The following is a 23,865-nucleotide window of genomic DNA, read 5'->3' as shown; positions in this document are numbered from 1 at the left end:
TTGCGGTCAGACGACGACCAGGCCGCGGGGCCGCTGGTTCATCAGCACCGGACCGTCCGGGCCGCAGACGACGATGTCCTCGATCCGGGCGCCGTGCCGGCCCTCGAGGTAGACGCCCGGCTCGACGCTGAACGCGAAGCCCTCCTCCATCGGCAGCGTGTTGCCCGCCACGATGTACGGCTCCTCGTGCGTCTCCAGGCCGATGCCGTGCCCGGTGCGGTGGATGAACCGCTCGCCGTACCCGGCCCGGGTGAGGGCGTCGCGGGCCACCGCGTCGACGCTCTCGCAGGTGACGCCCGGTCGTACGTGGGCGACCGCCGCCGCCTGCGCGGCCTCGAGGGCGGAGTAGTACGCGAGGAAGTCCGCGGGCGGCTCCCCGACCGAGTAGGTGCGGGTCTCGTCGCTGCAGTAGCCGTCCGGCATGGTCCCCCCGATGTCGACGACCACCGGGTCCCCGGGCTGGATCACCCGGTCGCTGAGCTCGTGGTGCGGGCTGGCGCCGTTGGGGCCGCTGCCCACGATGACGAAGTCGACCCGTACGTGCCCCGCGGCCAGGATCGCGTCGGCGATGTCCTGCCCGACCTCGCGCTCGGTCCGTCCGGCGCGCAGCCATTCCGGCACCTGGGCGTGCACCCGGTCGATGGCCTCGCCGGCCCGGAGCAGTGCCGCCACCTCGTCCGGGCTCTTGCGCATGCGCAGTTCGCGCAGCACCTCACCGGCGAGGGTCTGCCGGACCTCCGGCATGGCGGCGGCCAGCGCCAGCACCTTCTCGGCCCACATGTGGTTGTCCAGGCCCACCACGGAGCCGGTGCGCACCATGCTCGCGACGAGGGCATACGGGTCGTCGATCTCGCCCCAGGTGGCGACCTCCAGCCCCAGTTCCCCCACCGGGCTGGCCAGGGCGGCCGCCTTCTCCAGGCCGGGCGCCACCAGCACCGGGTCGCCGGTGGCCGGCAGCACCAGGCAGGTGAGCCGTTCCAGCGGGATCGCGTCGTAGCCGGTCAGGTAGCGCAGGTCCGGGCCCGGCGTGACGAGCAGCGCGTCGACGCCACGGTCGGCGGCGTGCGATGCCGCGCGGGCCAGTCGGTCCCTGAGGTCGGAGACGGGCGGGTGCGTCGGGGCGGCGGAGGCGCTGGTCACCGGCGCACCGTATCCGGAGCCGAGCCCTGCCGCGGTGTCGCGTTGGTGCAGCATGGCGCCGTGACCGCCCGGAGCCTGCTGCTGCTCGACACCGCGTCGCTGTACTTCCGCGCGTACTACTCGGTGCCGGAGGGGATGACGGCGCCGGACGGGACCCCGGTCAACGCGGTCCGGGGCCTGCTGGACACGATCGCCCGGCTGGTGGAGACGTACCGCCCCGAGCGGCTGGTGTGCTGCTGGGACGACGACTGGCGCCCGCAGTGGCGGGTCGACCTGGTCCCGTCGTACAAGGGTCATCGCGTGCTCGGCGGGGTGGACCCCGACACCGGTGCGCCGCTGGACGGCTCGCTCGACGAGGGCTCGGGCGACGGCACGGAGGAGGTGCCGGACACGCTCTCCCCGCAGGTCCCCGTCATCGTCGACGTGCTGGCCGCTCTGGGCATCGCCCGCGTCGGTGCTCCGGGGTACGAGGCCGACGACGTGATCGGGACCCTGGCCGCCACCGCCGCCGGGCCGACACTGGTGGTGACCGGGGACCGGGACCTGTTCCAGGTGGTGGACGACGACCGAGGGGTCGCGGTGCTGTACACCGTGGCGGGCGGGATGCCGAAGTGGCAGGAGCTGGACGGCCCGGCCGTGCGCGAGCGGTACGGCGTCGACCCGGCCGTGTACGCCGACTTCGCGGTGCTCCGGGGTGACGCGTCCGACGGGCTTCCCGGCGTCCGCGGGGTCGGGGAGAAGACCGCGGCCCGGCTGGTCGACGCCTTCGGTGATCTCGCGGGGGTCCGCGCGGTGGCGGCCGACCCGACCAGCGTCCGCCCGATGACACCGGCGGTACGCGCCGCCCTGCTGGCCGCCGCGGACTACCTGGAACGGGCGGAGCCGGTGGTGCGCGTGGCCACCGACGTCGCCCTTCCGGAGCACGACGCACGGCTGCCGTCCGCCCCGCCCGACCCGGACCTGCTGGGCGCCCTGGCGGAGCGCTGGGGCCTGGGCGGGAGCGTCTCCCGCGTCCTCGCCGCCCTCGCTGCCGGCGCCTGACGCGCCACCGCGCGCCGAGCGCGGGGCGCCGGGCGCGGGGCGCCGGGCGCCGAGGGAGCGCACGGCCTTCGCTGCTCCCCGTCGAGTGCTCGCTCGTGGGGGTTTCGGGACGGTCCCGAAACCCCCACGAGCGAGCACTCGCGGAGCAGTAAGGCGTCAGGTGTGCGGGGCCCGGGGCGCACGGGCGCGGGAGACGGGGGCGCGGGTCAGCCGACGGAGGAGTAGGCGACCACGCCGCGGGTGACGCGGTCGGCGGCGGCGTGCGCGGTCTCGCGCAGCCGGGTGTCCGCGCCGGCCGCGTCGGCGATCTGGCCGAGCACGTCGATGACCTGCTTGCACCAGCGGACGAAGTCGCCGGGGGTGAGCGCGGACTCCAGCAGCACCGACTCCAGCCGGGCCCCGGACGCCCACCGGTGCGCCGCCCAGCAGAAGCCGAGGTCGGGCTCGCGCAGGAACGACAACTGGTGCCGCTTCTCCAGGTCGTCCAGGTCCCCCCACAGCGAGACCATCTCGTGCAGCACCTCGCGGACCCGGCCGCCCGGCAGCCGGGGCGGCCCCTCGTCGTCGTCGCCCCGTCCCTCGTACACCAGCGCCGCCGCGACGCAGGCCAGCTCGGCGGGACCCAGGCCGTCCCACGGCCCGGTCCGCAGGCACTCCGCGGCCAGCAGGTCGGACTCGCCGTACAGCCGCATCAAGGTGCGTCCCGGCTCGGTGACCACCGCGTCGTCGCCGTCGGAGCTGAGGTAGCCCAGCTCGTGCAGCACCTCGCACACCCGGTCGAACTGCCGGGCGATGGTGTTGGTCCGGCTCTCCACCCGGCGCACCAGGGCGGCGGTGTCGCGCTCGAGCCGGTAGTAGCGCTCGGCCCAGCGCGCGTGGTCCTCCCGCTGGTCGCAGCCGTGGCAGGGGTGGTGCCGCAGGGCGTTGCGCAGGTCGCGGATCACCTGGTCGTCCGCGGCCGTCGACGGGGTGCGGCCGCGCTTGGGCGGGTGCATCCCGTGGGTCCGGTCGCGCAACTGCTGCGCCAGGTGCCGGCGGGCGGTGGCCGACCGGGCGCTGAAGCTGCGGCCCAGGTGCAGGTGCAGCACCGACTCCAGCGGCGCCGACAGCTCCTCGGCCGTGACCCGTCGCAGCTGCCGGTCGAGCGTCACGACCAGCGGCCGGGCCTCGCCGCTGCGCTCGTCGAACCCGCGGTCCACGACCACGACCGGACCGGTACGGCGACCGGACGGGAGGAACACCACATCGCCGGGGCGCAGCGCCACCAGCGAGTCCGCGACCCGGGACCGCCGTTGCGCCGCGCCGTGCTTGGACAGCTCCCGCTCCCGCTGGCTGAGCTCGTTGCGCAGCCGCGCGTACTCCTCGAAGTCGCCGAGGTGGCAGCTCATCGCCTCGCGGTAGCCCTCCAGCGCCTCCTCGTTGCGGCGCACCTGGGCGGCCAGCCCCACGACGGCGCGGTCGGCCTGGAACTGGGCGAACGACGTCTCCAGCACCTCGCGGGCGGCGTGCCGGCCGAGCTGGGCGACCAGGTTGACCGCCATGTTGTACGAGGGCCGGAACGACGACCGGAGCGGGTACGTCCGCGTCGACGCCAGGCCGGCCAGGCTGCCGGGGTCCAGGCCGGGGAACCAGACCACGATCCCGTGGCCCTCGACATCGATCCCGCGGCGCCCCGCCCGCCCGGTGAGCTGGGTGTACTCCCCCGCGCTGATGTCGACGTGCGCCTCGCCGTTCCACTTGATCAGCCGTTCCAGCACGACCGAGCGCGCCGGCATGTTGATGCCCAGGGCCAGCGTCTCGGTCGCGAACACGACCTTGATCAGGCCCTCCTGGAACAGTTCCTCGACGACCTCCTTGAACGTCGGGAGGAGCCCGGCGTGGTGCGAGGCGATGCCGCGCTCGAGACCGTCGAGCCACTCGCCGTAGCCGAGGACCGCCAGATCCTCGCGGGCCAGGTCGACGCAGCGCTGCTCGGCGATCGCGCGGATCCGGTCCCGCTCGCGTCCGTCGGTCAGCCGCAGCCCCGCGGCGAGGCACTGCCGCACCGCCGCGTCGCAGCCGGCCCGGCTGAAGATGAAGACGATCGCCGGCAGCAGGCCCTCCCGGCCCAGTCGCTCCACGACCTCGACCCGCGACGGCGTGTTGGGTCCGCGTAGCCTCCGCCGACCGCGCTGGGGCCGTACGTCGCGCATCTTGTCGGCGCGCTGCTCGTCGCGGGCCAGGCGCACCAGCTCGGGGTTGACCCGGGTCTGCTCGTCGTCGACGAACAGGTCGTACAGCCGGGGGCCGGCCATCACGTGCTGCCACAGCGGCACCGGGCGGTGCTCCTCGACCACGACCTCGGTGTCGCCGCGCACGGTGCGCAGCCAGTCGCCGAACTCCTCGGCGTTGCTGACCGTGGCGGACAGCGCGACCACGGCGACGTGCTCGGGCAGCTGGATGAGGACCTCCTCCCATACCGCCCCGCGGAAGCGGTCGGCCAGGTAGTGCACCTCGTCCATGACGACGTACGACAGCCCGGACAGCGTGAGGGAGCCCGCGTAGAGCATGTTGCGCAGCACCTCGGTCGTCATCACGACGACCGGGGCCTCCCCGTTGATCGTGTTGTCACCGGTGAGCAGGCCCACGCGCTCGGGGCCGTAGCGCTCGACCAGGTCGTGGAACTTCTGGTTGGACAGCGCCTTGATCGGGGTGGTGTAGAAGCACTTGGTGCCGGACGCGATCGCCAGGTGCACGGCGAACTCGCCCACGACCGTCTTGCCGGACCCGGTCGGCGCGGCCACCAGGACCCCGCGGCCGTCCTCCAGCGCGCGGCAGGCCTCGACCTGGAAGTCGTCGAGCTCGAACGGGTACAGGGACCGGAACGCGTGCAGCTCGGTGGCCTGCTCGCGGGCCCGTCGCCGCGACGCGGCGTACCGCTCCGCCGGCGACGTCATACCCGCAGGCTAGGCCCTCAGCTCGTCGGTCGCGGGACCAGGACGCGCAGCGCGCCGGGGTGCACCTCGACCTCGATCGGCAGCGGACCGATCCGCTCCCCGTCGGCGTAGGCGATCTGCCCGTCCGCCTCGATCCGGACCCGCCGGCCCCGGTGCGTCGTCACCGACGGGTGGTCCACGTGGGTGCCCTTGAACACGCTGGGGAAGACCTTGAGGAACGTGCCCTTGCCGACCTCGTGCAGCCAGGTGAGGTCCAGCAGCCCGTCGTCCACGACGGCGCCCGGGCACACCTTCATCCCGCCGCCGTAGCTGATGCCGTTGCCGACCGACACCAGCATGCCGCGCCCGACGAACTCCTCGTCGTCGAGCACGACCCGGTAGTCCACCGGCCGGAACGTCCGCAGCTCGCCCAGGATGGACACCATGTAGCGGGCCTGGCCCTTGGGCCAGGAGATGCGGTTCGCGCGCTCGTTGACGTTGGAGTCGAAGCCGCTGCTGAGCACCCCGACGAACCAGCGCCGGGTGCCGTCGGCGGACTCGACGGTCGCGGCGTCCACCGTGCGGACGAACCCGTCGGCGACCACGTCGGCCGCCGCGGCAGGGTCCTCCAGCGGGATGCCCATGGTGCGGGCGTTGTCGTCCCCGGTGCCGACGGGGACCATGCCCAGCGGGGTCTGCGTGCCCGCGACCGCCTGCAGCACCAGGTTGACGGTGCCGTCGCCGCCGCAGGCCACCACCGCGTCGACCCCGTCGGCCACCGCCTCCCGGGCCAGCCGCTCCATGTCGGCGGGGGACGCTCCCACGTGGACGGTGACATCGACGCCGCGATCGAGGAGGCGACGCGCGGCCACGGGGGCCAGCCGGCCGCCGCGACCGCGGCCGGAGGTGGGGTTCACCAGCAGGGCCACCCGAGCACTCATGGCCGGGCACCCTAGCGTCAGCGGGCGTCCGGCCCCGGCTCGGGATCGTCGTCGAGGGCCGAGGGCAGGTCGTCGGCCGGGTCGAGGTCGACCACCGGCATCGGCGACGCCTCGTCGTCCTCCCACGTCTCGTACGACGGCTCGGCGCCGCGGCGCTTGGCCCGTCGCCGGTCGTTGAGCAGCGAGATGCCGACAGCCGCTGCGACCAGCAGCAGGATCGGACCGGCCAGCAGCATCAGGTTGACCGGGTCCCCGGTCGGGGTCGCGATGGCGGCGAAGATGAAGACGCCCACGATGATCCCGCGCCACCACGAGATCAGCTTGCGGCCCGACAGCACGCCGGCGAAGTTCAGCATCACGACCAGCAGCGGCAGCAGGAAGCCGACGCCGAAGATCAGCACGGTGCGGATGAAGAACGACAGGTACTTGTCGACCGAGACGATGTTCTCGACACCGTCGGGCGTGAAGCCGAAGAGGATCTGCAGGCCGTAGGGCAGCACCACGTACGCCATCACGACGCCGGCGGCGAACAGCGGCGTCGCGACCGCGGCGAAGACGTACGCCCACTTCTTCTCGTTGCGGTGCAGACCCGGGGTGACGTAGCGCCACAGCTGGTACAGCCACACGGGCGCGGCCAGGACGAGCCCGGCGAAGGCGGAGATCTGGATCTGCAGGACGAACGGGTCGGCGACACCGGTGAGGGCCAGGGTGACGTCGCGGCCCTCGGCGCGGGCCTGCTCGATCACCGCTTCGAACGGCTGGCTGAGGAAGCTGAAGATTTGCGGGTAGTAGATCCACCCGACGACCATGCCGACGAGGATGGCCAGGCCGGCCTTGACCAGCCGCGTCCGCAGCTCGCGCAGGTGCTCGACCAGGGTCATCGAGCCCTGGTCGTCGCGCGGGGAGCGACGGCGGCCGCCCTTGGCGGTCTCCTCGGTGGCGGTCACGGACGTCCGGTCATGGTCGGCTCGGGGCGGGAAGGGTCGGGGCGGGAAGGGTCGGGGCGGTCAGTGGTGCGGGTCCCGGTGGCACGGCCGGGCGACCGGTCCAGCAGGGCGGGCTCGGCCGGACGCGGGTCGGGGTTCAGCCCTCGGCGCGCTGCTCCGCGGGCGCCGCGGTTGCCTCGGCCGCGGGCTGCGCGGGCTGCGCCGGAGCGGCGTGCGGGGCGGGCTGCGCCTCCGCGGTCACGGCCGGCTTGTCCGCGGCCGTCACGGCCGGGGTCTCGTCAGCACCGGTGGCGTCCTCCTTGGCGGCGTTCTTGGTGTCCTCGGCCAGGCCCTTGGTCTCCGCCTTGAAGATGCGCAGCGACCGTCCCAGCCCCCGGGCGGCGTCCGGCAGGCGCTTGGCGCCGAACAGCAGCACGATGAGCAGGACGATGATCAGCCACTCCCAGCCCTGGGGCAGTCGCATGGTCGGGCAGCCTCCGCGGTCACGCGCCGGGGTCGGCGCAGGGGTCGTGGGTCCGGTCCCGAACCCGTGTCGCAGCGCCGGTGCGGCGCTGCCGTGGGCACCCGCCGGTGCGGGCGCGAACCCCAGAGTACGACGGATCCTCGGTGTGACCTAGGAGACGTCGCCGCGGCGGCCGGTCCGGACACGTCACCGCCCCCGTCGGGACGCGGCGGGGGCGGTGGTTCGCGGGGGACGACGGTCCGGGATGGCCTTCGGGCGGCTCAGGCGCGGATCTCGGCGGCGACCACCGACGCCAGGGCGTCGACGATGCCGAGGTGCAGCACGAAGTCGAGGACGTCGTCGTATCCGATCGGCGGCCCGTCGTGCGGCTCGAGGGCCTCGGCGGGGATGTCGAGGTGGTCGACCCGGACCCCGGCGCCGGCGAGCAGCTGCACGACCTCGGCGTCGGCACCCTTGTGCACGAGCTCCTGGCACTGCGGGCAGGTGAACTCGTAGCTGGCCCAGCCGGCGGTGAGGGCATCGACGACCCGGACGTCACGGGGGGCGAGGTCCACGTCCCCGCAGAGGGGGCAGGTGGCCTTGATGGTGGTCATCGTCCTCACCTTCGTTCCCTGCGTCCGCGGTGCTGCTCGAATGTCGTGCTGCTCGAACCGCTGAGTGCATCGGCAGGGCTCGGGTGGTGACTTGAGCGCCGGAGGGTCCGGGGGCCGGTCGGCCGGCAGGTGGGGCCGTCGGTCCCGATCGGGGTCAGCCGTCCGGAGGATCCCCGTACCCGGCGAGCGCGGCCTCGGCTGCGTCCCGGACCGCCGTGACGACCTCGGGGGGCGCGACGACCCGCCCGGCGCCGCCCCAGCGCAGCGCCTGGCCCACGATCCAGGCCGGGTCGCCGACCGCGAACCGGACCCGCAGACTCCCGTCCGGGGTCTCCTCGGCCGACAGGGCGGCCGGCTGGTCCGCCGCCCAGCGCGCCTCCGGCCGCAGCTCGACGGTCACGACCGTCGCGTCCTCGGGGCGCAGGCCCCCGGGCTCGACGGATCGCACTGCGGCGTCCGGCGGGGGCGCTGCCGGCTCGGCCAGCACCTCGGCGTGGAGCACCCGGTCGAGGCGGAAGGTACGCACCGCCCCGGCCCGACGGCACCACCCCACCAGGTACGGCCGGTCCCCCACCACCAGGATCCGCAGCGGGTCCACGACCCGCTCGGTGACCTCGTCGCGCGCCCCGCCGAGGTAGCGCAGCCGCAGCGCGCGGCGCTCCCGCACGGCCTGCTCCACCGGCCCGGACGCCACGTCCGGGCTCTCGACGCTCACCTGCACCCGGGCACTGCCGTGGGCGGCGTCCCCCGCCGCGCGCTCCAGCGTGGCCGTGGCGGACGCGAGCGCGGCCCGGTCGTGGTCGCCAGGCACCTGCGCCAGCAGCCGCAGCCCGACCAGCAGCGCCATGGCCTCGTCCGGCGACAGCCGCAGCGGCCGGCCCAGGGTCTGCGGATCCAGGACGTGGATCCGTCCCCCGTCGTCCCAGAACTGGATGTCCACCAGCTGGTCCGGCAGGTGGCCGGGCAGCCCGGTGACGACGAGCAGCCACAGGTCCCGCTCGAGCTGGTCGGGAGTCACGCCGAAGTGCTCGGCCGCCTCCGCGACCGTCACCCCGTCGTGGGCGCTGAGCCACGGCACCAGCGCCAGCAGCCGGGACAGCTGCTCCGCTGCGGCCGGGACCGTCGGCGGTCCGCCTCGGGTGTCTCGGCCGGTCACGAGTGCGCTCCCGGTGCGTGGGCGTCGCGCACGTGTCGCAGGCGGCGCAGCACCGCCGCGCGGACCTCGGCCGGGGACACGACCACGGCCGCGTCGCCCACGGCCGCGATCTCGGCCGCCAGCGACTCCTCGTCGGCACCGGCGAGCACGACCAGGTCGCCGGCTGCGGGCGCCCCCGCGGCGGGTTCGCCCACGGCGTCCTCGGTGCCGGCCGGCCGGGTTCCTCCCGGCGCGCCCCAGCGGCGGAGCCGGTGGGCCGCCCCGGGTCGCAGCCGCACGACGGCCCGCACGGGCCCGCGGTCAGGGTCGCCCCCGCGGCCGACGAGGTCACGCGGGTCCACGCCGGCGGGGAGGTCGAAGGCCCCCGGGTCGCCGACGGGGCGCGGCGTCCCCACGATGCGGGACAGCCGGAAGACGCGCTCGGCGTCGCGGTCGAGGTCGAACCCGACGAGGTACCAGCGGCCCCGCCGCGAGACCAGGCCCCAGGGGTGGACCCGGCGGGTCAGGACCTCCTCCTGGCCCGGACGGCGGTAGTCGAAACGGACCTCGCGCCGGTGGCGCACGGCGGCGCTGAGCGGCAGGAACGCCGCATCGGCCGGCGCCACCCGGGTCGTGACGCCCAGCCCGTCCGGCGCGGCCACGCCGCCCCCGGACGCCTCGAGCTTGCGCAGGGCGGCGGCCGCGGCGGGGCCCAGGCTGGCCTGCTCCCAGGCCCGGGCCGCCAGGCCGAGCACGGCGAGCTCCTCCGCGCTGAACCGCACCGGCGGCAGCGCGTAGTCCTCCCGCCGGATCCGGTAGCCCTCGACCTCGCCCCCGGCGTTGACGACGGTCTCCACCGGGATCCCCATCCCGCGCAGCTCGTCCTTGTCGCGCTCGAACATCCGCTCGAAGGCGTCGCCACTGGGGCTGTCGGCGTAGCCCGCGACCACGGCCCGGATCTGCGCGCGGGACACCGGGCGGCCCGCCGCCATCAGGCAGAACAGGAGATTGAGCAGCCGCTCGGTCCGCCGGGTGGTCGTCGCTACCTCCGCGGGCGGTCGCGGGTCGGGCGTCGAGTCAGGCGTCGTCAGGAGACGTCGAGGAGGTCGATGACGAACACCAGGGTCCGGCCGGCCAGTCGGTGGCCGCCGGTCTCGCCGTACGCCAGCGCCGGCGGGATGACCAGCTGACGCCGGCCGCCGACCTTCATGCCCGGGATGCCGTCCTGCCAGCCCTGGATCAGGCCACGCAACGGGAAGGAGATCGGCTCGCCGCGGTTCCAGGAGGCGTCGAACTCCTCGCCGTTCTCGAAGTCCACGCCCACGTAGTGCACCAGCACGGTGGCACCAGGGACCGCCTCGGCGCCGTCGCCGACGACGAGGTCGGTGATGACCAGGTCGGCCGGCGGCGGGCCCTCGATGAAGTCGATCTCGGGCTTGTCCATGGCGGTGTCCTCCGGTGGGCGATGGGCGGTGCCGTGCGGCGAGCCGGGAGCGGCTCCGGTCAGGGGATGCTGACCAGGTCGATCACGAAGATGAGCGTCTCGTTGGGCAGGATGTCGGGCGTCGGCGGGTTGGCGCCGTACGCCAGCTCACCGGGGATGACGAGCACCCGCCGACCACCCTCCTTCATGCCCGGGATGCCCTCCTGCCAGCCCGGGATGAGCCCGGTCAGCGGGTAGGTCAGGGGCTCGCCGCGGTCGAAGGAGGAGTCGAACGTCGTGCCCGTCTCGGCCCCGATGCCCACGTAGTTGAAGGTGATGGTCGAGTCGGGCGCGGCCTCCTTGCCCTTGCCCTCGACCACGTCGGCGGTGGTGAGCTCGGTCGCGGTGGCCGGGACCGGGAACTGGACCAGCGGCGGCTGGTCGGCCGCGCCCTGCACGGACACGTCCGCGACCGTGATGACCTGCGGCTCCCCGGTCGGGCCGCTCTCGGTCGGCTCGGCGCTGGACGACTCCGGGGCGGCGCTGCTGCTGCTCGGCGTCGAGGTCGCTCCGGTGGTGGTGCCGGAGGAGCTGCACGCGGTGAGGACGAGCACGGGCGCGAGCAGCGCGGCGGCGGCCGCGAGGGCGGGGCGTCGGGTCACCGGGTCACCCTAGCCTCCGACCCGCGTCGCCCCGGACGGCGGCACAGCCGCGGTCACATGCTGGCGATGAGCTTGTCCACCCGCTCGTCCACGGCCCGGAACGGGTCCTTGCACAGCACCGTGCGTTGGGCCTGGTCGTTGAGCTTGAGGTGCACCCAGTCGACCGTGAAGTCGCGGCGGCGCTCCTGCGCCCGGCGGATGAACTCCCCCCGCAGCCGGGCCCGGGTCGTCTGCGGGGGCACGTTCTTGGCCTCGAAGACGTCGAGGTCGCGGGTGATCCGGTCGACGGCGCCGCGTCGTTCGAGCAGGTAGTACAGCCCGCGGCTGCGGGTGATGTCGTGGTACGCCAGGTCCAGCTGGGCGATCCGCGGGCTGGACAGCGGCAGCCCGTGGCGGGCCATGTAGCGCTCCAGCAGCCGCAGCTTGATCACCCAGTCCACCTCGCGCTCGACCAGCGACAGGTCGCCGGTGTCCACGGCCGTGAGGGTGCGGCCCCACAGGTCCAGCACCCGGGCCGGGACGCCGGCCGGGTCCTCGGTCAAGCCACGCCGGTGGGCGAACTCCAGCGCCCGCTCGAAGTACTCGGTCTGGATCTGCAGCGACGACAGCTCTCGCCCGTTGGCGAGCCGTACGATCTTCCGACCGGTGGGGTCGTGGCTCATCTCCCGGATGGCGCGGATCGGGTTCTCCAGCGTCATGTCGCGCAGGACCGTCCCGGCCTCGAGCATCCGCAGCACCAGGTCGGTCGAGCCGACCTTCAGCAGCGTGGTGGTCTCGCTCATCGACGAGTCGCCGACGATCACGTGCAGCCGGCGGTAGCGCTCCGCGTCGGCGTGCGGCTCGTCCCGGGTGTTGATGATCGGCCGGGACCGGGTCGTGGCGCTGGAGACGCCCTCCCAGATGTGCTCGGCCCGCTGGCTGACGCAGTAGACCGCCCCGCGGGGCGTCTGCAGCACCTTGCCGGCGCCGGCGATGATCTGCCGGGACACCAGGAACGGGATCAGCGCGTCGGCCAGGCGGCTGAACTCCCCCTGCCGGCCGACCAGGTAGTTCTCGTGGCAGCCGTAGGAGTTGCCAGCCGAGTCGGTGTTGTTCTTGAACAGGTACACGTCGCCGGAGATGCCCTCCTCCCGCAGCCGCCGCTCCGCGTCGACGAGCAGGCCCTCGAGGATGCGCTCCCCGGCCTTGTCGTGGACGACGAGCTGCTCGACGTCGTCGCACTCCGGGGTGGCGTACTCCGGGTGGCTGCCGACGTCGAGGTAGAGCCGCGCGCCGTTGCGCAGGAAGACGTTGCTGCTGCGACCCCAGGACACGACCCGACGGAACAGGTAGCGCGCGACCTCGTCCGGGCTCAGCCGGCGCTGGCCGCGGAACGTGCACGTGACGCCGTACTCGGTCTCGAGCCCGAAGATCCGGCGGTCCATGGCGACACCCTAGGCGGAAGGCCGGGTCACGGCGTGTCGGCGGACTCCGGGTCGGTGTCGGGCGACTCGGGCACACCGGGAGCGGGGGGCGGCTCCGGCGGTTCGCCCAGCAGGTCGGTGAGGCGGTCGCCGACCACCCGGCGGAACTTGCGCCGCGGCCGGGACCGGTCGAGCACGGCGACCTCGAGCTGGTCGGCCGTCAGGACGCGCGGGTTGCCGTCGCCGGAGCCCTCGGTCCCGAGGGTGGCGACCGCGAGCCGCAGGGCCTCCTCCAGCGGCATCCCGTCGTGCCACGACTCCAGCAGCGCGCCGGAGATCTTCTCCGCCGAGCCGCCCATCGCGACGAAGCCGTGCTCGTCGGCGACGGACCCGTCGAACGTGAGCCGGTATAGCTGGTCGTCCGCCGGGCCCTCCCCCACCTCGGCCACGACGATCTCCACCTCGTACGGCTTCGGCGTCTCGGTGAAGATCGTGCCGAGGGTCTGGGCGTAGGCGTTGGCCAGGCTGCGCCCGGTCACGTCGCGCCGGTCGTAGGAGAAGCCGCGCAGGTCGGCGAGCCGGACGCCGGCGACCCGGAGGTTCTCGAACTCGTTGTACTTGCCGACCGCGGCGAACGCGATCCGGTCGTAGATCTCGGAGATCTTGTGCAGCGCCCGGGACGGGTTCTCCGCAACGAACAGGATGCCGCCGTCGTACTGCAGCACCACGACGCTGCGGCCGCGGGCGATGCCCTTGCGCGCGTAGTCCGCCTTGTCCTTGATGATCTGCTCGGGCGAGACGTAGAACGGGACGCTCATCGCTGCTCCTGCCCCCTCAGACCCGCGGCAGCGGGGCGTTCGGGCCGTCCGGGCGCGTCATCCGGGCCTCGACCACGGCGCGCACCACCGGCCCGAGCTCCTCGTCGGACAGCAGGTGGACCCCGGCGGCGTCGACCCGGGCCACCACGGGCAGGATCCCGCGGGCCAGGTCCGGGCCTCCGGTGGCCGAGTCGTCGTCGGCGGCGTCGTACAGCGCCTCGATGACGACCGCGATGGAGTCCTCGGCGGACAGGTCCTCGCGGTAGAGCTTCTTCAGCGAGCCGCGCGCGAACATCGACCCCGACCCGACCGAGTAGAAGTCGTGCTCCTCGTAGCGGCCGCCGGTGACGTCGTACGAGAAGATCCGGCCGCCCTCGGACTCCAGGTCGAAGCCGGCCAGCAGCGGGACGACGGCCAGGCCCTGCATGGCCAGCCCCAGGTTGCCGCGCAGCAGGGTGGACAGGCGGTTGGCCTTGCCGTCCATGGACAGCGGGACGCCCTCGATCTTCTCGTAGTGCTCCAGCTCCACCTGGAACAGCCGCACCAGCTCCACGGCGATGCCCGCGGTCCCGGCGATGCCGACCACGCAGTGCTCGTCCGCGGCGAAGACCTTCTCGATGTCACGCTGGGCGATGATGTTGCCCATCGTGGCCCGGCGGTCGCCGGCCATCACCGCGCCGTCGGGGTAGGTCACCGCCACGATCGTGGTGCCGTGCGGCGCGTCCAGGCCGCGGTCCTCACCGGACCGCGCAGCGGCCGGCCAGCCCTGCTGCGCCAGCCGACGGCCGGGCAGGAGATCGGGTGCCTGCGCACCGAGGAACTCCACGAACGACGACGACCCGGCCCCGAGGTAGGCGTCCGGCAGCCGTGCCTGACCGGTCCGCTCGCCCTGGTTGCTCACTGGCCGCCCTTCTGCACGAACGACTTCACGAAGTCCTCGGCGTTCTCCTCGAGCACCTCGTCGATCTCGTCCAGCATCGCGTCCACGTCGGCGTCGAGCTGCTCCTTGCGGGCCGCCACGTCCTCCGCGGGGGCGACCTCGACCTCGTCGACCTCGTCCGCCGAGCGGGTCGCCCGCTTCTGCTCGCCGCTGTCGCGCGTGCTCATGGACCCTCCTCCCGTGCGGGCCCCGGCACCGACCACCCGGCAGCGGACCCGCCGCAACCCCTGACCCTATCCGCCGGGCCGGGACGCGGCTCCCTGAGGCGACCCAAGATCCTTAGGGACCCGTTAGGAGTGGCGGGGTACCCACTTATCGGTGCCTCCCCCACAGTGGTCCGCGAGGGGATCGACCCGGGTCCGGCGCAGCGCCGACCCGACCGTGAGGCCCCCGCAGGAACGGGCCCGACCCGAGAGGTAGGCGATGGACGCGACCCGCCGCAGGACGGCAGGAACCCGCACGGTCAACGTGATGGCCGCGGCGGCGACGGTGGGAACCGTCGCCGCGACCGGCATCGTGACCGCGGCCCTGGCCGCACCGACCACGGGGCTTGCCGCCGAGCAGGCCCCCCTGGCCGAGGTGGCGGTGGCCGAGGCGGCCGCCGTCGACGACGGCGCGGCAGGGTCCTCCGACCCGGCCGCGGCGACGGACGCCGCAGCGGCGAAGGCCGCCAAGGCGAAGGCCAAGGCGAAGGCGGCCGCGAAGGCGAAGAAGGCCGCGGCGGCGAAGGCCAAGGCCGACGCCGCGCCGGCCGCGCCGGCCGCCGCTCCCCAGGCCGTGACGACGTCCGGCTCCTCCGGGTCCTCCGGCTCGTCCGGGTCCTCGAGCTCCGGCGGGTCGTCCGGCTCCTCCGGCTCCTCCGGGTCCTCGGGCTCGGGCGGGTCCTCCGGGCAGTCCGCGCCCAAGCCCGCCGCCGCGCCGGCACCCAAGCCGGCCGCCCCCGCACCCGCCCCGAAGCCCGCCGCCCCGGCACCGGCCCCGAAGCCGGCCGCCCCGGCCCCGCCGCCGCCGCCCCCGCCGGCCCCGGCCCCGGCGAAGCCCGCCCCCGCGCCCGCCCCCGCCGGCGGTTCCGGGTCATGACCACGGCCGCCCCCGCAGCGGGCGGCGCCGTCCGGGACACCGACTGCCTGCCCGCCGCCCACGCCACTTGGACCGTGTGGTCGACCACCGTCGAGGTGGTGACGACGCGCGCCGACGAGTTGGCCCCGGCACGGGCCGCCGTGCAGGCCGTCATCGACGCCGTGGACCTCGCGGCCAGCCGGTTCCGGACCGACAGCGAGATCAGCGAGCTCAACACCGCCGAGGGCCGGCCGGTCCCGGCCTCCCCGCTGTTCCGCACGCTGGTGCGCGAGGGGCTGCGGGTGGCGCGCATCACCGACGGCCTGATCGACCCCACCATCGGCGAGCTGCTGGTCGCACACGGCTACGACCGCGACATCGAGGAGCTGCGCAGCACCGGGATCCGGCGCCTCACCACGCCGGTCGCCGTCGTCCGACGCCCCGACCACACGCAGGTCGTCGTCGACGACGAGGCCGGGACGGTGCGGGTGCCGGCCGGGGTCGTGCTCGACCTCGGGGCGTCGGCGAAGGCCTGGGCCGCCGATGCCGCCGCGCAGGCTGCCGCCCGCGCCGTCGACGGTCCGGTGCTCGTGGGCATGGGCGGTGACCTGGCCGTGGCCGGCGTCCCCGAAGGCAGCCCGGGGTTCCTGGTCCGCCTCACCGAGCGGCCCGAGCCCGAGCCGGGCGAGGCCCCGCCGGTCCTGGTCGCGCTCGCCACCGGCGGGCTGGCGACCTCGACCACCCTGGCCCGACGCTGGCGGGTCGGCCGGCGCATCGTGCACCACCTCATCGACCCGCGCACCGCCTCACCCGCACGAGGGCGCTTCCGTACGGCCTCCGTGGCCGCCGCCACCTGCGTGGACGCCAACGCAGCCTCCGCCGCCGCCCTGATGCTGGGCGAGTCGGCACCCACCTGGCTGGCCAACGCCGGCCTGCCCGCCCGACTGGTCACGACCGAGGGCACCGTCGTCCCCGTTCACCCCTGGCCCGAGGAGGTCGCGGCATGACCGCGCTCAGCCTGACGCTGGAGCACCTGTCGGCGGCGGCCCCTGTCGCCGCCGTGGACGTCACCGTCCCCTCGCAGACCCTGTGGTGGCTCAACCGGGCGACCGGGCTGGTGCTGCTGGTCCAGTTCACCCTGGTCGTCATCCTCGGCGTGCTGTCCACGGCGCGCCGGCTGCCGTTCAAGATGCCCGCGTTCGTCACCAACGAGCTGCACCGCAAGCTGGCCCTGATGACCGTGGCCCTGCTCGGCATCCACATCGTGACCTCGGTGCTGGACTCCTACGTCGACATCGACGTCTGGGACGCGGTGGTCCCGTTCGCCTCGCCGTACCGGCCGATCTGGCTCGGCCTCGGCACCCTCGCGGTCGACCTGCTCATCGCGGCCCTCATCGCGACCGCGTGGCGTCGCCGCCTCAGCGAACGCACCTGGCGGGTCGTGCACGCGTTCACCTACGTCGCCTGGGGCGCCTCGGTGCTGCACGGGCTCGGCACCGGGACCGACGCCCGCAACCCGGCCGTGCAGATCGTCACCGCCGTCTGCGTCGTCCTGGTGATCATGGCCGTGGCGGCTCGCGTCGCCGGCCTGGTGACGTTGCCCCAGCCGGCGCGGATCACCGCCCTGATCGGCCTGGCCGTCGCGCCCGTGCTGGTCACCCTGTGGGCCGTCGGGGGGCCGCTGGCACCCGGGTGGGCCGAGAAGGCGGGAACGCCGCCCCCGGAGTCCACCGCGACGGTGGCGGTGACCCCGTGACCGCCAGTCCCGGTTCCGGCGCACGCGCGGCCGAGGCCCGGACGATGACCCTGGTGGATCTGCCCGGGCCGACCGGCACCGCAGAGCCCGTGACGCCGGTGACGCCGGTCCCGAACGAGCGCCCGGGGAGCACCCAGGTCCTGGCGCTCGGACCGGCTCGGCTGCTGGCCGGGGTCGACCACTCGCGCCGGCGCCTCGGCCTGGAGGAGCACCGTGCGGTGCACGGCGCCCTCCCGGTCCCCCGCCGGCGCGGCAGGTCCGAGCCCGACCCGCTGCTGCAGCAGGTGACCGACTCGGGGCTGCGGGGTCGCGGCGGTGCGGCGTTCCCGTTCGGCATCAAGCTGGCCGCGGTCGCCTCGCGGCGTCGTCGCCCGGTGGTCGTCGTCAACGCCTCCGAGGGCGAGCCGCTGTCCGCGAAGGACGCCTCCCTGCTCACGCTCACCCCCCACCTGGTGCTCGACGGGGCCGTCGCCTGCGCCCGGGCCGTGGGCGCCCGCGACGTCGTCGTGGTCGTCCACCGCGGCGATCTGGCCACTCGGGACGCCGTCGACGCCGCCCTGTACGAGCTCGAGCGTGACGACGGCCACGACCTGCGGGTCCGCCTCGAGGAGGTCCCGGACCGCTACGTGTCGGGCGAGGCCAGCGCGGTCATCCGCTTCCTGTCCGGCGGTCCGGCGCTGCCGACCGGGCCCACCCCGCGGCCCGATCAGCGCGGGGTCGACGGACGCCCCACGCTGCTGTCGAACGCGGAGACGTACGCCCACGTCGGGCTGATCGCCCGGCACGGGGCGGAGTGGTTCCGTCAGGTCGGCGTGCCCGGCGACCCCGGGACCCGGATGGTGACCGTCCGGCACCCGTCCGGCGGCTCGTCCGTCCTCGAGGTGCCGTCGGGGCTGCCCGCGGGCGACGCGCTGGAGGCCGCCGGCATCGACCGCACCCAGGTCGGTGCGGTCCTCATGGGCGGATTCGCGGGGACCTGGCTGGACGGCGCCGACGCGTGGACCACGCCGCTGCAGGCCCCCGGGCGCGGCGAGTCTGGCGTGTCCCCGGGAGTCGGGCTGCTGGCCCCGGTCCCGGTGGGGACCTGCACCCTGGCCGAGACGGCCCGGATCACCCGGTGGATGGCGGGCGAGAGTGCGCAGCAGTGCGGACCCTGCCTGAACGGCCTGCCCGCACTCGCGCACGGCCTGCAGCTGCTCGCGAGCGGGCAAGGCGGTCTGGCGACGCTGGACCGGCTGCACCGCTGGTGCGGGATGGTCGAGGGCCGGGGCGCCTGCCACCACCCCGGTGGCGTGGCCCGCACGGTTCGCTCGGCCCTGACGATGGCCGCGGACGACGCCTACGCGCACGCGGCCGGGGAGCCCTGCCCGGGCTCCGTGGGACGACCGGTCATCCCCGTGCCCGGCCCCGCCCTCGGCAGCGACACGGAGTGGAGGTGACCGGGATGGACGGATCGACCGTGACCTCCGGCCGTCGGATGGAGTCGCTGCAGGTCGACTGGCTGCGCTGCGACGCCCATGGGCTGTGCGCCGAGTTGCTGCCCGAGGTCATCTCCCTCGACGACTGGGGCTACCCGTTCGTGGGCGGTCCGGTCCCCGAGCACCTGCACGGGTTCGCCGAGCGGGCGGTCGCCGCCTGCCCCGCGCTCGCGCTCCGGTTGGAGCGGCTGGGCTGAGGGGTCGCCGGCAGTTCCAGCACCCCCTCGTTGAGCAGGCGGTCGCCCGGGGACGGTGTGGCCACGACCCGCTCGTGGTCGTGCTCGAGCAGTTCGCGGGCCCGGTGCGCCGCGGGGTTGAGCACCTCGTCCAGGGCGCCCAGCGCGGCGCTCATCCCGGGCGCCGAGCCGCCCAGCGAGCGTCGCAGCCGTCCCAGCACCGTGCCCTCCTCGCAGTTCCCGGTGTTCGGGGCCGGCCGGCCCGTGCTCAGCCGCGGTCGGTGAGGTTGGCCATCAGCGCGGCCACGTCGGGACTGGCGTCGAGCAGCGCCCCGACATGTGCCTTGGTGCCCCGCAGCGGCTCCAGCGTCGGAACCCGCTGCAGCGCGTCGCGCTCGGGGATGTCGAAGATCACCGAGTCCCAGGAGGCGGCCGCGACCGAGTCGCCGTAGCGGCGCAGGCACTCCCCGCGGAAGTACGCGCGGGTGTCGTGCGGCGCCTCGACGACCGCCCGCGCGACCTCCTCGTCCGTCGTCAGCCGGCGCAGCGAGCCCCGTTCCTCCAGCCGGGCGGCCAGCCCCCGGCCGCGGCGCACGTCGGAGTACTGCAGGTCGACCAGGTGCAGCCGGGCCGCGTCCCAGTCCAGCCCGTCCCGGCGGCGGTATCCGTCGAGCAGGCTGAGCTTGGCCACCCAGTCCAGCTCCGCGGCCAGCAGCATCGGGTCGTCCTCGAGCCGCAGCAGCACCGACTCCCAGCGGGCGAGCACGTCGGCGGTCTGCTCGTCGACGTCGTCGCCGTACCGGTCCGCCACGTACTTGCGCGCGGTCTCGAGGTACTCCAGCTGCATCTGCACCGCGGTGAGGCGACGGCCGTCGCGCAGCTCGATCTGGTGGCCGAGCGTGGGGTCGTGCGACACCGCGTGCATCTCCTGCACCGGCTTCGCCGGCGACAGGTCGAAGTCCAAGAACCCGTCCTCGAGCATCGACAGCACCAGCGAGGTCGTGCCCAGCTTGAGGTAGGTGGAGGTCTCCGACAGGTTCGCGTCGCCCACGATGACGTGCAGCCGCCGGTAGCGCTCCGGGTCGGCGTGCGGTTCGTCCCGGGTGTTGATGATGGGGCGCTTCAGCGTCGTCTCCAGGCCCACCTCGACCTCGAAGAAGTCCGCCCGCTGGGAGATCTGGAAGCCGTGCTCGCGCCCCTCCTGGCCCAGGCCGACCCGGCCGGACCCGGTGACCACCTGGCGGGACACGAAGAACGGGGTGAGGTGCCGGACCACGTCGGCGAACGGGGTGGTGCGCGCCATCAGGTAGTTCTCGTGGCAGCCGTACGACGCGCCCTTGTTGTCGGTGTTGTTCTTGTACAGCTGGATCGGCTGCGCCCCGGGGACCGCGGACGCGAGGGCGGCCGCGCGCTCCATGATCCGCTCGCCGGCCTTGTCCCACACCACCGCGTCACGCGGGTTGGTGACCTCCGGCGTGGAGTACTCCGGGTGCGCGTGGTCGACGTACAGCCGGGCCCCGTTGGTGAGGATGAGGTTGGCCAGGCCGAGGTCCTCGTCGGTGAGCTGGGTCGGGTCGGCCTCGGCACGGGACAGGTCGAACCCGCGCGCGTCGCGCAGCGGGGTCTCCTCGTCGTAGTCCCAGCGGGTCTTGCCGCGCCGCTCCCCCATCGCCACCGACGCGTACGCGTTGACGACCTGGGACGAGGTCAGCATGGCGTTGACGTTCGGGTGGCCGGGCACCGAGATCCCGTACTCGGTCTCGATCCCCATGACCCGGTGCACGCTCATGCCCACCAGCGTAGGCGCGCCCCACCCCTCCCCCACCCCTCGGGCACACGATCCGCTTTGCGGATCGTGTGCCCAGGTGGGGCGGCGTGTCGCGTCCGGAAGACGCAACACCACCCGCACCCGGTGACGCGTGGGGCGGGTGGTGCCGTCGTACGTGGGTGTCAGGCCAGGGCCTCGAAGGAGGCCAGGTGGCTGGTGGAGCCGCGCAGCAGGTTGGTGTAGACCCGCTTCACGTCGGGGGCGGTCAGGCCCACGAGGTCCTTCTCGAGGTCCGCGATGTCGGTCTTCTCGACCAGCACGCCGGCGTCGTACGCGTCGTCCAGGCTCGTCATGCCCTGGGCCAGCAGCTTGTTGTACAGCGCCTGCAGGTCGGCGTTGTCGAACACGCCTGCCTTCGCGCCGTCCGTCGGGTCGGCGATGCCGTACTTGTCGAGCAGGTTCTGCACCGACGCCATGTGCCGGTCCTCGCTGGCGGCGATCCGGGCGAACTCGGCGCTGTCGTACTTCGCGGCGAAGGCGGCGTACAGGTCGCCCGCCATCTTCTCCTCCTCGACCATGAACTGCAGGTCGGCCTTCTGCGTCGCGGTCAGGGTGCCCATGGCGGCGGCGTTCGCGCCGGTGCCGTTCCCGGGGCCCTGTCCGAACCCCTGCCCGCCCTGGCCACGACCGGCGCCTCGGCCGGACCCGGCCGGTCCGTACGGGCCTCCGCCGGTGCCGGTGCCGTCCGCCAGCGGAACGCCGGTGCCGTCGCAGGTCGCCGACGCGGTGCCGGTGCCGGGGCCGAAGCCGTTGCCCGCGGCGAACGCGGGGGCGGCCACGCCGAGGGTGAGGACGCCGGCGGCTGCACCGGCGACGATGAGGGTGCGTCGCATGGTCTCTCCTTCGTCGGGGGCCAGCGCGCGGGGCTCCGGCCCGGGTCTTCGTCGCCGTCTGGGGGGCGAACACCTGCAGCATCGGAGGCCGGTCTGCAGGGGTCGTGCGGTCCGTGTGGAGATCGTGTGGAGGTGCCTCCCCAGCCCGCCACGCGGGCTGGGACGCGTCAGGATGGGCCCGTGGCAGCGGTCGTGGTCGTCGAGGACGAGCGGGACATCCGCGACCTGCTGCGTCGCTACCTCGAGCGCGCGGGCCACTCGGTGCTCACCACCGGGTCCGGCGCCGAGGCGATCGCCTCGCTGGGCACCGGCGTGGACCTGATGCTGCTGGACCTCGGGCTGCCGGACGTGGACGGGCTGGAGGTGCTGCGCGAGGCCCGCCGTCTGGGAACCCGGGTCATCGTGCTGACTGCACGGTCAGGAGTCGAGGACCGCATCGCCGGCCTCGAGCTCGGCGCGGACGACTACGTGACGAAGCCGTTCTCCCCGCGCGAGGTGGTGCTGCGGGTCCAGGCCGTGCTCGGCCGCGGCGAGGAGACGGCGGACGGTCCGGCGGCACCGTCGTACGGCGGGGGCCGGCTCCTCATCGACGACGACCGCCACGTCGCCGTCCTCGACGGGACCGAGCTGGACCTCACACCGACCGAGTGGGGGCTGCTGACGGCGTTGGCCGCGAGCCCCGGCCGGGTCTACTCCCGCTACGAACTCGTCAACCGGGTCCGCGGCTACGAGTTCGCCGGCTACGAGCGCACGATCGACTCGCACGTGAAGAACCTGCGCCGCAAGCTCGGCCCCGACGGCGGCTCCGTCGTGGAGACCGTCGTTGGCGTCGGCTACCGGCTGGGGCTCCCCCGTGACCGCTGAGGCGCGCCCCGGGGGACGGCGGTCGCGGCGCTCCGGGGCGCGGGGGTCGCTCGGCGGTCGGCTGCTGCTCGCCTTCACCGTGGTCTCGCTGGTCGCCGTCGCGGTGCTCACAGTCTCCGCCCTGATCGGCTCCGGCCTCGGGCTGTCCGCCCTGCGCACGGAGGAGCGGGAGGCGGTGGCGGTGACCGTCGCCGACCTGGCCGCGCAGGCGTACACGCGCGCAGGTGGCTGGGAGGGTGCCGACCTCAGCGACGCGACCGCGGTCGCGTCCGCGGCGGGCGCGGGGCTGTCGGTACGGGACGCGGACGGCGTCATCGTCGGGACGGGGACGGACGGTCACGGCCAGGCGGGTGGCGGCAACCCCGACGGCGGCAACCCGGCGAGCGGCCAGGGCTCCGGACCGGGCCCGGGCGGAGGGGCGGTCGTGTCCGCGGGGTCCGGCGCGGTCGTCGCGCCCGTGGTCGTCGAGGGCCAGCAGGTGGGCACCGTACGACTGGGGTTCGGCACGCCGGCTGCCGGGTCTGGCCGGTCGGTGGCGTGGACCTGGATCGCGGTGGCGGCCGTGGTCGCCCTCGGCGTCGCCATTCTCGCGAGCTGGTGGGTGACGCGGCGGCTCACCCGGCCGCTCGGCGAGCTCGCGGGGACCGCCCGCGCGTTCGGTGCCGGCGACCGCACGGCGCGGGCGCAGGAGGCCGGTCCCGACGAGGTGGCGGAGGTTGCTGCCGCCTTCAACGACGCCGCCGACGCCGTCGCACTGGCAGAGTCGCAGCGGCGGCAGATGGCCGCGGACGTCGCGCACGAGGTGCGTACCCCGCTGGCGGTGCTCCAAGCCGGCCTGGAGGAGCTGCGCGACGGCTACGTCCCGCCGGACCCGCAGGTCCTCGCCGGCCTGCACGACCAGGCGCTCAGACTCGGGCGGGTGGTCGACGACCTGGCCCGGCTCGCCGCCGCGGAGGACCCCACCCCACGCGGTCCGCGCACCGACGTGGACCTCGCCGCCCTGGTGCGCTCGGCCGTGGCCGCGCACGAACCGGCCCTGGCCGCGGCGGGTCTGACGGTTCATACCCAGGTGCAGGACGGCATCCACGTCGTCGCCGACGGCGACCAGCTGCACCAGGTGGTGGGCAACCTGCTGTCCAACGCCGCGCGGTTCTGCCGCCCGGGCGACGAGGTCTCAGTGCGCGTGGAGCTCGGAGGCACCGCTGCGGACGTGGCCCGCGTCGTCGTGGCCGACACCGGACCCGGCATCCTGCCCGAGGACCTGCCGCACGTGTTCGATCGCTTCTGGCGCGGACCGCGCGCGGACGAGGTGCCCGGCTCCGGGCTTGGCCTGTCCGTGGTGCGCGCGCTGGTCGAGGCCAACGGCGGGACCGTCACCCTGGACTCGGACGGGGAGACCGGGACGCACGCGACCGTCCAGCTCCCCGCCAGGCCGTAGCCGCCTCACCCG

General features: G+C 74.5%; 24 protein-coding genes. 8 read left to right on the top strand and 16 right to left on the bottom strand.

Annotated features, from left to right (window positions below):
• Positions 1 to 6: 6 nt before the first annotated feature.
• A complete protein-coding gene (locus R2737_10665; protein ID MEZ5116719.1) occupies positions 7 to 1,140 on the bottom strand; it encodes a Xaa-Pro peptidase family protein in 1,134 nt (377 codons plus the stop codon).
• Between the two features lie 60 nt (positions 1,141 to 1,200).
• Between R2737_10665 and R2737_10660 the strand changes: the two genes are divergently transcribed.
• Positions 1,201 to 2,181, top strand: a complete 981-nt coding sequence (locus R2737_10660) for a 5'-3' exonuclease H3TH domain-containing protein (protein ID MEZ5116718.1) — start codon at positions 1,201 to 1,203, stop codon at positions 2,179 to 2,181.
• A gap of 206 nt (positions 2,182 to 2,387) precedes the next feature.
• Here the strand turns inward: R2737_10660 and R2737_10655 are convergent, their stop codons facing one another.
• From R2737_10655 to R2737_10595, 13 genes are all read right to left on the bottom strand, one after another.
• Complete coding sequence (locus tag R2737_10655) at positions 2,388 to 5,117, bottom strand: DEAD/DEAH box helicase (GenBank protein ID MEZ5116717.1); 2,730 nt, start codon at positions 5,115 to 5,117, stop codon at positions 2,388 to 2,390.
• Positions 5,118 to 5,134: 17 nt separating this feature from the next.
• Positions 5,135 to 6,037: a diacylglycerol kinase gene (locus tag R2737_10650; GenBank protein MEZ5116716.1), complete on the bottom strand. Its 903-nt coding sequence runs from the start codon at positions 6,035 to 6,037 to the stop codon at positions 5,135 to 5,137.
• 17 nt (positions 6,038 to 6,054) lie between these two features.
• Positions 6,055 to 6,984 carry a twin-arginine translocase subunit TatC gene (gene tatC / locus R2737_10645; protein ID MEZ5116715.1) on the bottom strand — a complete coding sequence of 310 codons (930 nt, stop codon included), beginning with the start codon at positions 6,982 to 6,984 and terminating at the stop codon, positions 6,055 to 6,057.
• 136 nt (positions 6,985 to 7,120) lie between these two features.
• Positions 7,121 to 7,447 carry a Sec-independent protein translocase subunit TatA gene (gene tatA, locus R2737_10640; GenBank protein MEZ5116714.1) on the bottom strand — a complete coding sequence of 109 codons (327 nt, stop codon included), beginning with the start codon at positions 7,445 to 7,447 and terminating at the stop codon, positions 7,121 to 7,123.
• Between the two features lie 260 nt (positions 7,448 to 7,707).
• Positions 7,708 to 8,040, bottom strand: coding sequence for a hypothetical protein (locus R2737_10635; protein MEZ5116713.1), 333 nt, complete (start codon positions 8,038 to 8,040; stop codon positions 7,708 to 7,710).
• A gap of 154 nt (positions 8,041 to 8,194) precedes the next feature.
• The gene (locus R2737_10630) at positions 8,195 to 9,196 is read right to left on the bottom strand and encodes a WYL domain-containing protein (GenBank protein MEZ5116712.1); all 1,002 of its coding nucleotides are present in this window, start codon (positions 9,194 to 9,196) and stop codon (positions 8,195 to 8,197) included.
• Positions 9,193 to 10,167 carry a WYL domain-containing protein gene (locus R2737_10625; GenBank protein MEZ5116711.1) on the bottom strand — a complete coding sequence of 325 codons (975 nt, stop codon included), beginning with the start codon at positions 10,165 to 10,167 and terminating at the stop codon, positions 9,193 to 9,195. Before R2737_10625 ends, R2737_10630 begins: the two co-directional genes overlap by 4 nt.
• Positions 10,168 to 10,262: 95 nt before the next feature.
• Positions 10,263 to 10,619 carry an FKBP-type peptidyl-prolyl cis-trans isomerase gene (locus R2737_10620; protein ID MEZ5116710.1) on the bottom strand — a complete coding sequence of 119 codons (357 nt, stop codon included), beginning with the start codon at positions 10,617 to 10,619 and terminating at the stop codon, positions 10,263 to 10,265.
• Between the two features lie 59 nt (positions 10,620 to 10,678).
• On the bottom strand, positions 10,679 to 11,260 hold the full coding sequence (locus R2737_10615; protein MEZ5116709.1) for an FKBP-type peptidyl-prolyl cis-trans isomerase: 582 nt from the start codon (positions 11,258 to 11,260) through the stop codon (positions 10,679 to 10,681).
• 53 nt (positions 11,261 to 11,313) lie between these two features.
• Positions 11,314 to 12,684, bottom strand: coding sequence for a Pup--protein ligase (gene pafA / locus R2737_10610; protein MEZ5116708.1), 1,371 nt, complete (start codon positions 12,682 to 12,684; stop codon positions 11,314 to 11,316).
• A gap of 26 nt (positions 12,685 to 12,710) precedes the next feature.
• Complete coding sequence (gene prcA / locus R2737_10605; protein MEZ5116707.1) at positions 12,711 to 13,481, bottom strand: proteasome subunit alpha; 771 nt, start codon at positions 13,479 to 13,481, stop codon at positions 12,711 to 12,713.
• 16 nt (positions 13,482 to 13,497) lie between these two features.
• Entirely contained in the window at positions 13,498 to 14,382 is an 885-nt protein-coding gene (gene prcB / locus R2737_10600; protein ID MEZ5116706.1) for a proteasome subunit beta, read from the bottom strand.
• Positions 14,379 to 14,588, bottom strand: a complete 210-nt coding sequence (locus R2737_10595) for a ubiquitin-like protein Pup (protein MEZ5116705.1) — start codon at positions 14,586 to 14,588, stop codon at positions 14,379 to 14,381. The genes prcB and R2737_10595 overlap by 4 nt, the downstream gene beginning before the upstream one ends.
• Before the next feature lie 256 nt (positions 14,589 to 14,844).
• On the opposite strand from R2737_10595, the gene R2737_10590 reads away from it, so the two are divergent.
• The 5 genes from R2737_10590 to R2737_10570 are packed head-to-tail and all read left to right on the top strand — an operon-like array spanning position 14,845 to position 18,911.
• Entirely contained in the window at positions 14,845 to 15,501 is a 657-nt protein-coding gene (locus R2737_10590; GenBank protein MEZ5116704.1) for a hypothetical protein, read from the top strand.
• Positions 15,498 to 16,487 carry an FAD:protein FMN transferase gene (locus R2737_10585; GenBank protein ID MEZ5116703.1) on the top strand — a complete coding sequence of 330 codons (990 nt, stop codon included), beginning with the start codon at positions 15,498 to 15,500 and terminating at the stop codon, positions 16,485 to 16,487. Before R2737_10590 ends, R2737_10585 begins: the two co-directional genes overlap by 4 nt.
• Complete coding sequence (locus R2737_10580; protein ID MEZ5116702.1) at positions 16,484 to 17,236, top strand: ferric reductase-like transmembrane domain-containing protein; 753 nt, start codon at positions 16,484 to 16,486, stop codon at positions 17,234 to 17,236. Before R2737_10585 ends, R2737_10580 begins: the two co-directional genes overlap by 4 nt.
• A 44-nt stretch (positions 17,237 to 17,280) precedes the next feature.
• Complete coding sequence (locus tag R2737_10575) at positions 17,281 to 18,675, top strand: NADH-ubiquinone oxidoreductase-F iron-sulfur binding region domain-containing protein (GenBank protein ID MEZ5116701.1); 1,395 nt, start codon at positions 17,281 to 17,283, stop codon at positions 18,673 to 18,675.
• Positions 18,676 to 18,680: 5 nt separating this feature from the next.
• The gene (locus tag R2737_10570) at positions 18,681 to 18,911 is read left to right on the top strand and encodes a ferredoxin (GenBank protein MEZ5116700.1); all 231 of its coding nucleotides are present in this window, start codon (positions 18,681 to 18,683) and stop codon (positions 18,909 to 18,911) included.
• Positions 18,912 to 19,158: 247 nt separating this feature from the next.
• Here the strand turns inward: R2737_10570 and dop are convergent, their stop codons facing one another.
• On the bottom strand, positions 19,159 to 20,679 hold the full coding sequence (gene dop / locus R2737_10565) for a depupylase/deamidase Dop (GenBank protein MEZ5116699.1): 1,521 nt from the start codon (positions 20,677 to 20,679) through the stop codon (positions 19,159 to 19,161).
• A 161-nt stretch (positions 20,680 to 20,840) separates the two neighbouring features.
• Complete coding sequence (locus R2737_10560) at positions 20,841 to 21,551, bottom strand: DUF2202 domain-containing protein (protein MEZ5116698.1); 711 nt, start codon at positions 21,549 to 21,551, stop codon at positions 20,841 to 20,843.
• Positions 21,552 to 21,731: 180 nt separating this feature from the next.
• Between R2737_10560 and R2737_10555 the strand changes: the two genes are divergently transcribed.
• Positions 21,732 to 22,415 carry a response regulator transcription factor gene (locus tag R2737_10555; protein ID MEZ5116697.1) on the top strand — a complete coding sequence of 228 codons (684 nt, stop codon included), beginning with the start codon at positions 21,732 to 21,734 and terminating at the stop codon, positions 22,413 to 22,415.
• Complete coding sequence (locus R2737_10550) at positions 22,405 to 23,853, top strand: HAMP domain-containing sensor histidine kinase (protein MEZ5116696.1); 1,449 nt, start codon at positions 22,405 to 22,407, stop codon at positions 23,851 to 23,853. Before R2737_10555 ends, R2737_10550 begins: the two co-directional genes overlap by 11 nt.
• The last annotated feature ends 12 nt before the right edge of the window (positions 23,854 to 23,865 follow it).

This window comes from Candidatus Nanopelagicales bacterium (assembly GCA_041393815.1).
Taxonomy (GTDB): Bacteria; Actinomycetota; Actinomycetes; order S36-B12; family JAWKJK01; genus JAWKJK01.
This window is presented reverse-complemented; position numbering and strand designations above follow the sequence as displayed.

Bases quoted from the DNA above. Each gene is read 5' to 3' on its own strand.
- R2737_10655 (MEZ5116717.1), bottom strand. From the start codon at position 5,117: ATGACGTCGCCGGCGGAGCGGTACGCCGCGTCGCGGCGACGGGCCCGC.
- R2737_10650 (MEZ5116716.1), bottom strand. From the start codon at position 6,037: ATGAGTGCTCGGGTGGCCCTGCTGGTGAACCCCACCTCCGGCCGCGGT.
- tatA (MEZ5116714.1), bottom strand. From the start codon at position 7,447: ATGCGACTGCCCCAGGGCTGGGAGTGGCTGATCATCGTCCTGCTCATC.
- R2737_10635 (MEZ5116713.1), bottom strand. From the start codon at position 8,040: ATGACCACCATCAAGGCCACCTGCCCCCTCTGCGGGGACGTGGACCTC.
- R2737_10625 (MEZ5116711.1), bottom strand. From the start codon at position 10,167: ATGGCGGCGGGCCGCCCGGTGTCCCGCGCGCAGATCCGGGCCGTGGTC.
- R2737_10620 (MEZ5116710.1), bottom strand. From the start codon at position 10,619: ATGGACAAGCCCGAGATCGACTTCATCGAGGGCCCGCCGCCGGCCGAC.
- pafA (MEZ5116708.1), bottom strand. From the start codon at position 12,684: ATGGACCGCCGGATCTTCGGGCTCGAGACCGAGTACGGCGTCACGTGC.
- prcA (MEZ5116707.1), bottom strand. From the start codon at position 13,481: ATGAGCGTCCCGTTCTACGTCTCGCCCGAGCAGATCATCAAGGACAAG.
- R2737_10595 (MEZ5116705.1), bottom strand. From the start codon at position 14,588: ATGAGCACGCGCGACAGCGGCGAGCAGAAGCGGGCGACCCGCTCGGCG.
- R2737_10590 (MEZ5116704.1), top strand. From the start codon at position 14,845: ATGGACGCGACCCGCCGCAGGACGGCAGGAACCCGCACGGTCAACGTG.
- R2737_10585 (MEZ5116703.1), top strand. From the start codon at position 15,498: ATGACCACGGCCGCCCCCGCAGCGGGCGGCGCCGTCCGGGACACCGAC.
- R2737_10580 (MEZ5116702.1), top strand. From the start codon at position 16,484: ATGACCGCGCTCAGCCTGACGCTGGAGCACCTGTCGGCGGCGGCCCCT.
- R2737_10575 (MEZ5116701.1), top strand. From the start codon at position 17,281: ATGACCCTGGTGGATCTGCCCGGGCCGACCGGCACCGCAGAGCCCGTG.
- R2737_10570 (MEZ5116700.1), top strand. From the start codon at position 18,681: ATGGACGGATCGACCGTGACCTCCGGCCGTCGGATGGAGTCGCTGCAG.
- dop (MEZ5116699.1), bottom strand. From the start codon at position 20,679: ATGAGCGTGCACCGGGTCATGGGGATCGAGACCGAGTACGGGATCTCG.
- R2737_10560 (MEZ5116698.1), bottom strand. From the start codon at position 21,551: ATGCGACGCACCCTCATCGTCGCCGGTGCAGCCGCCGGCGTCCTCACC.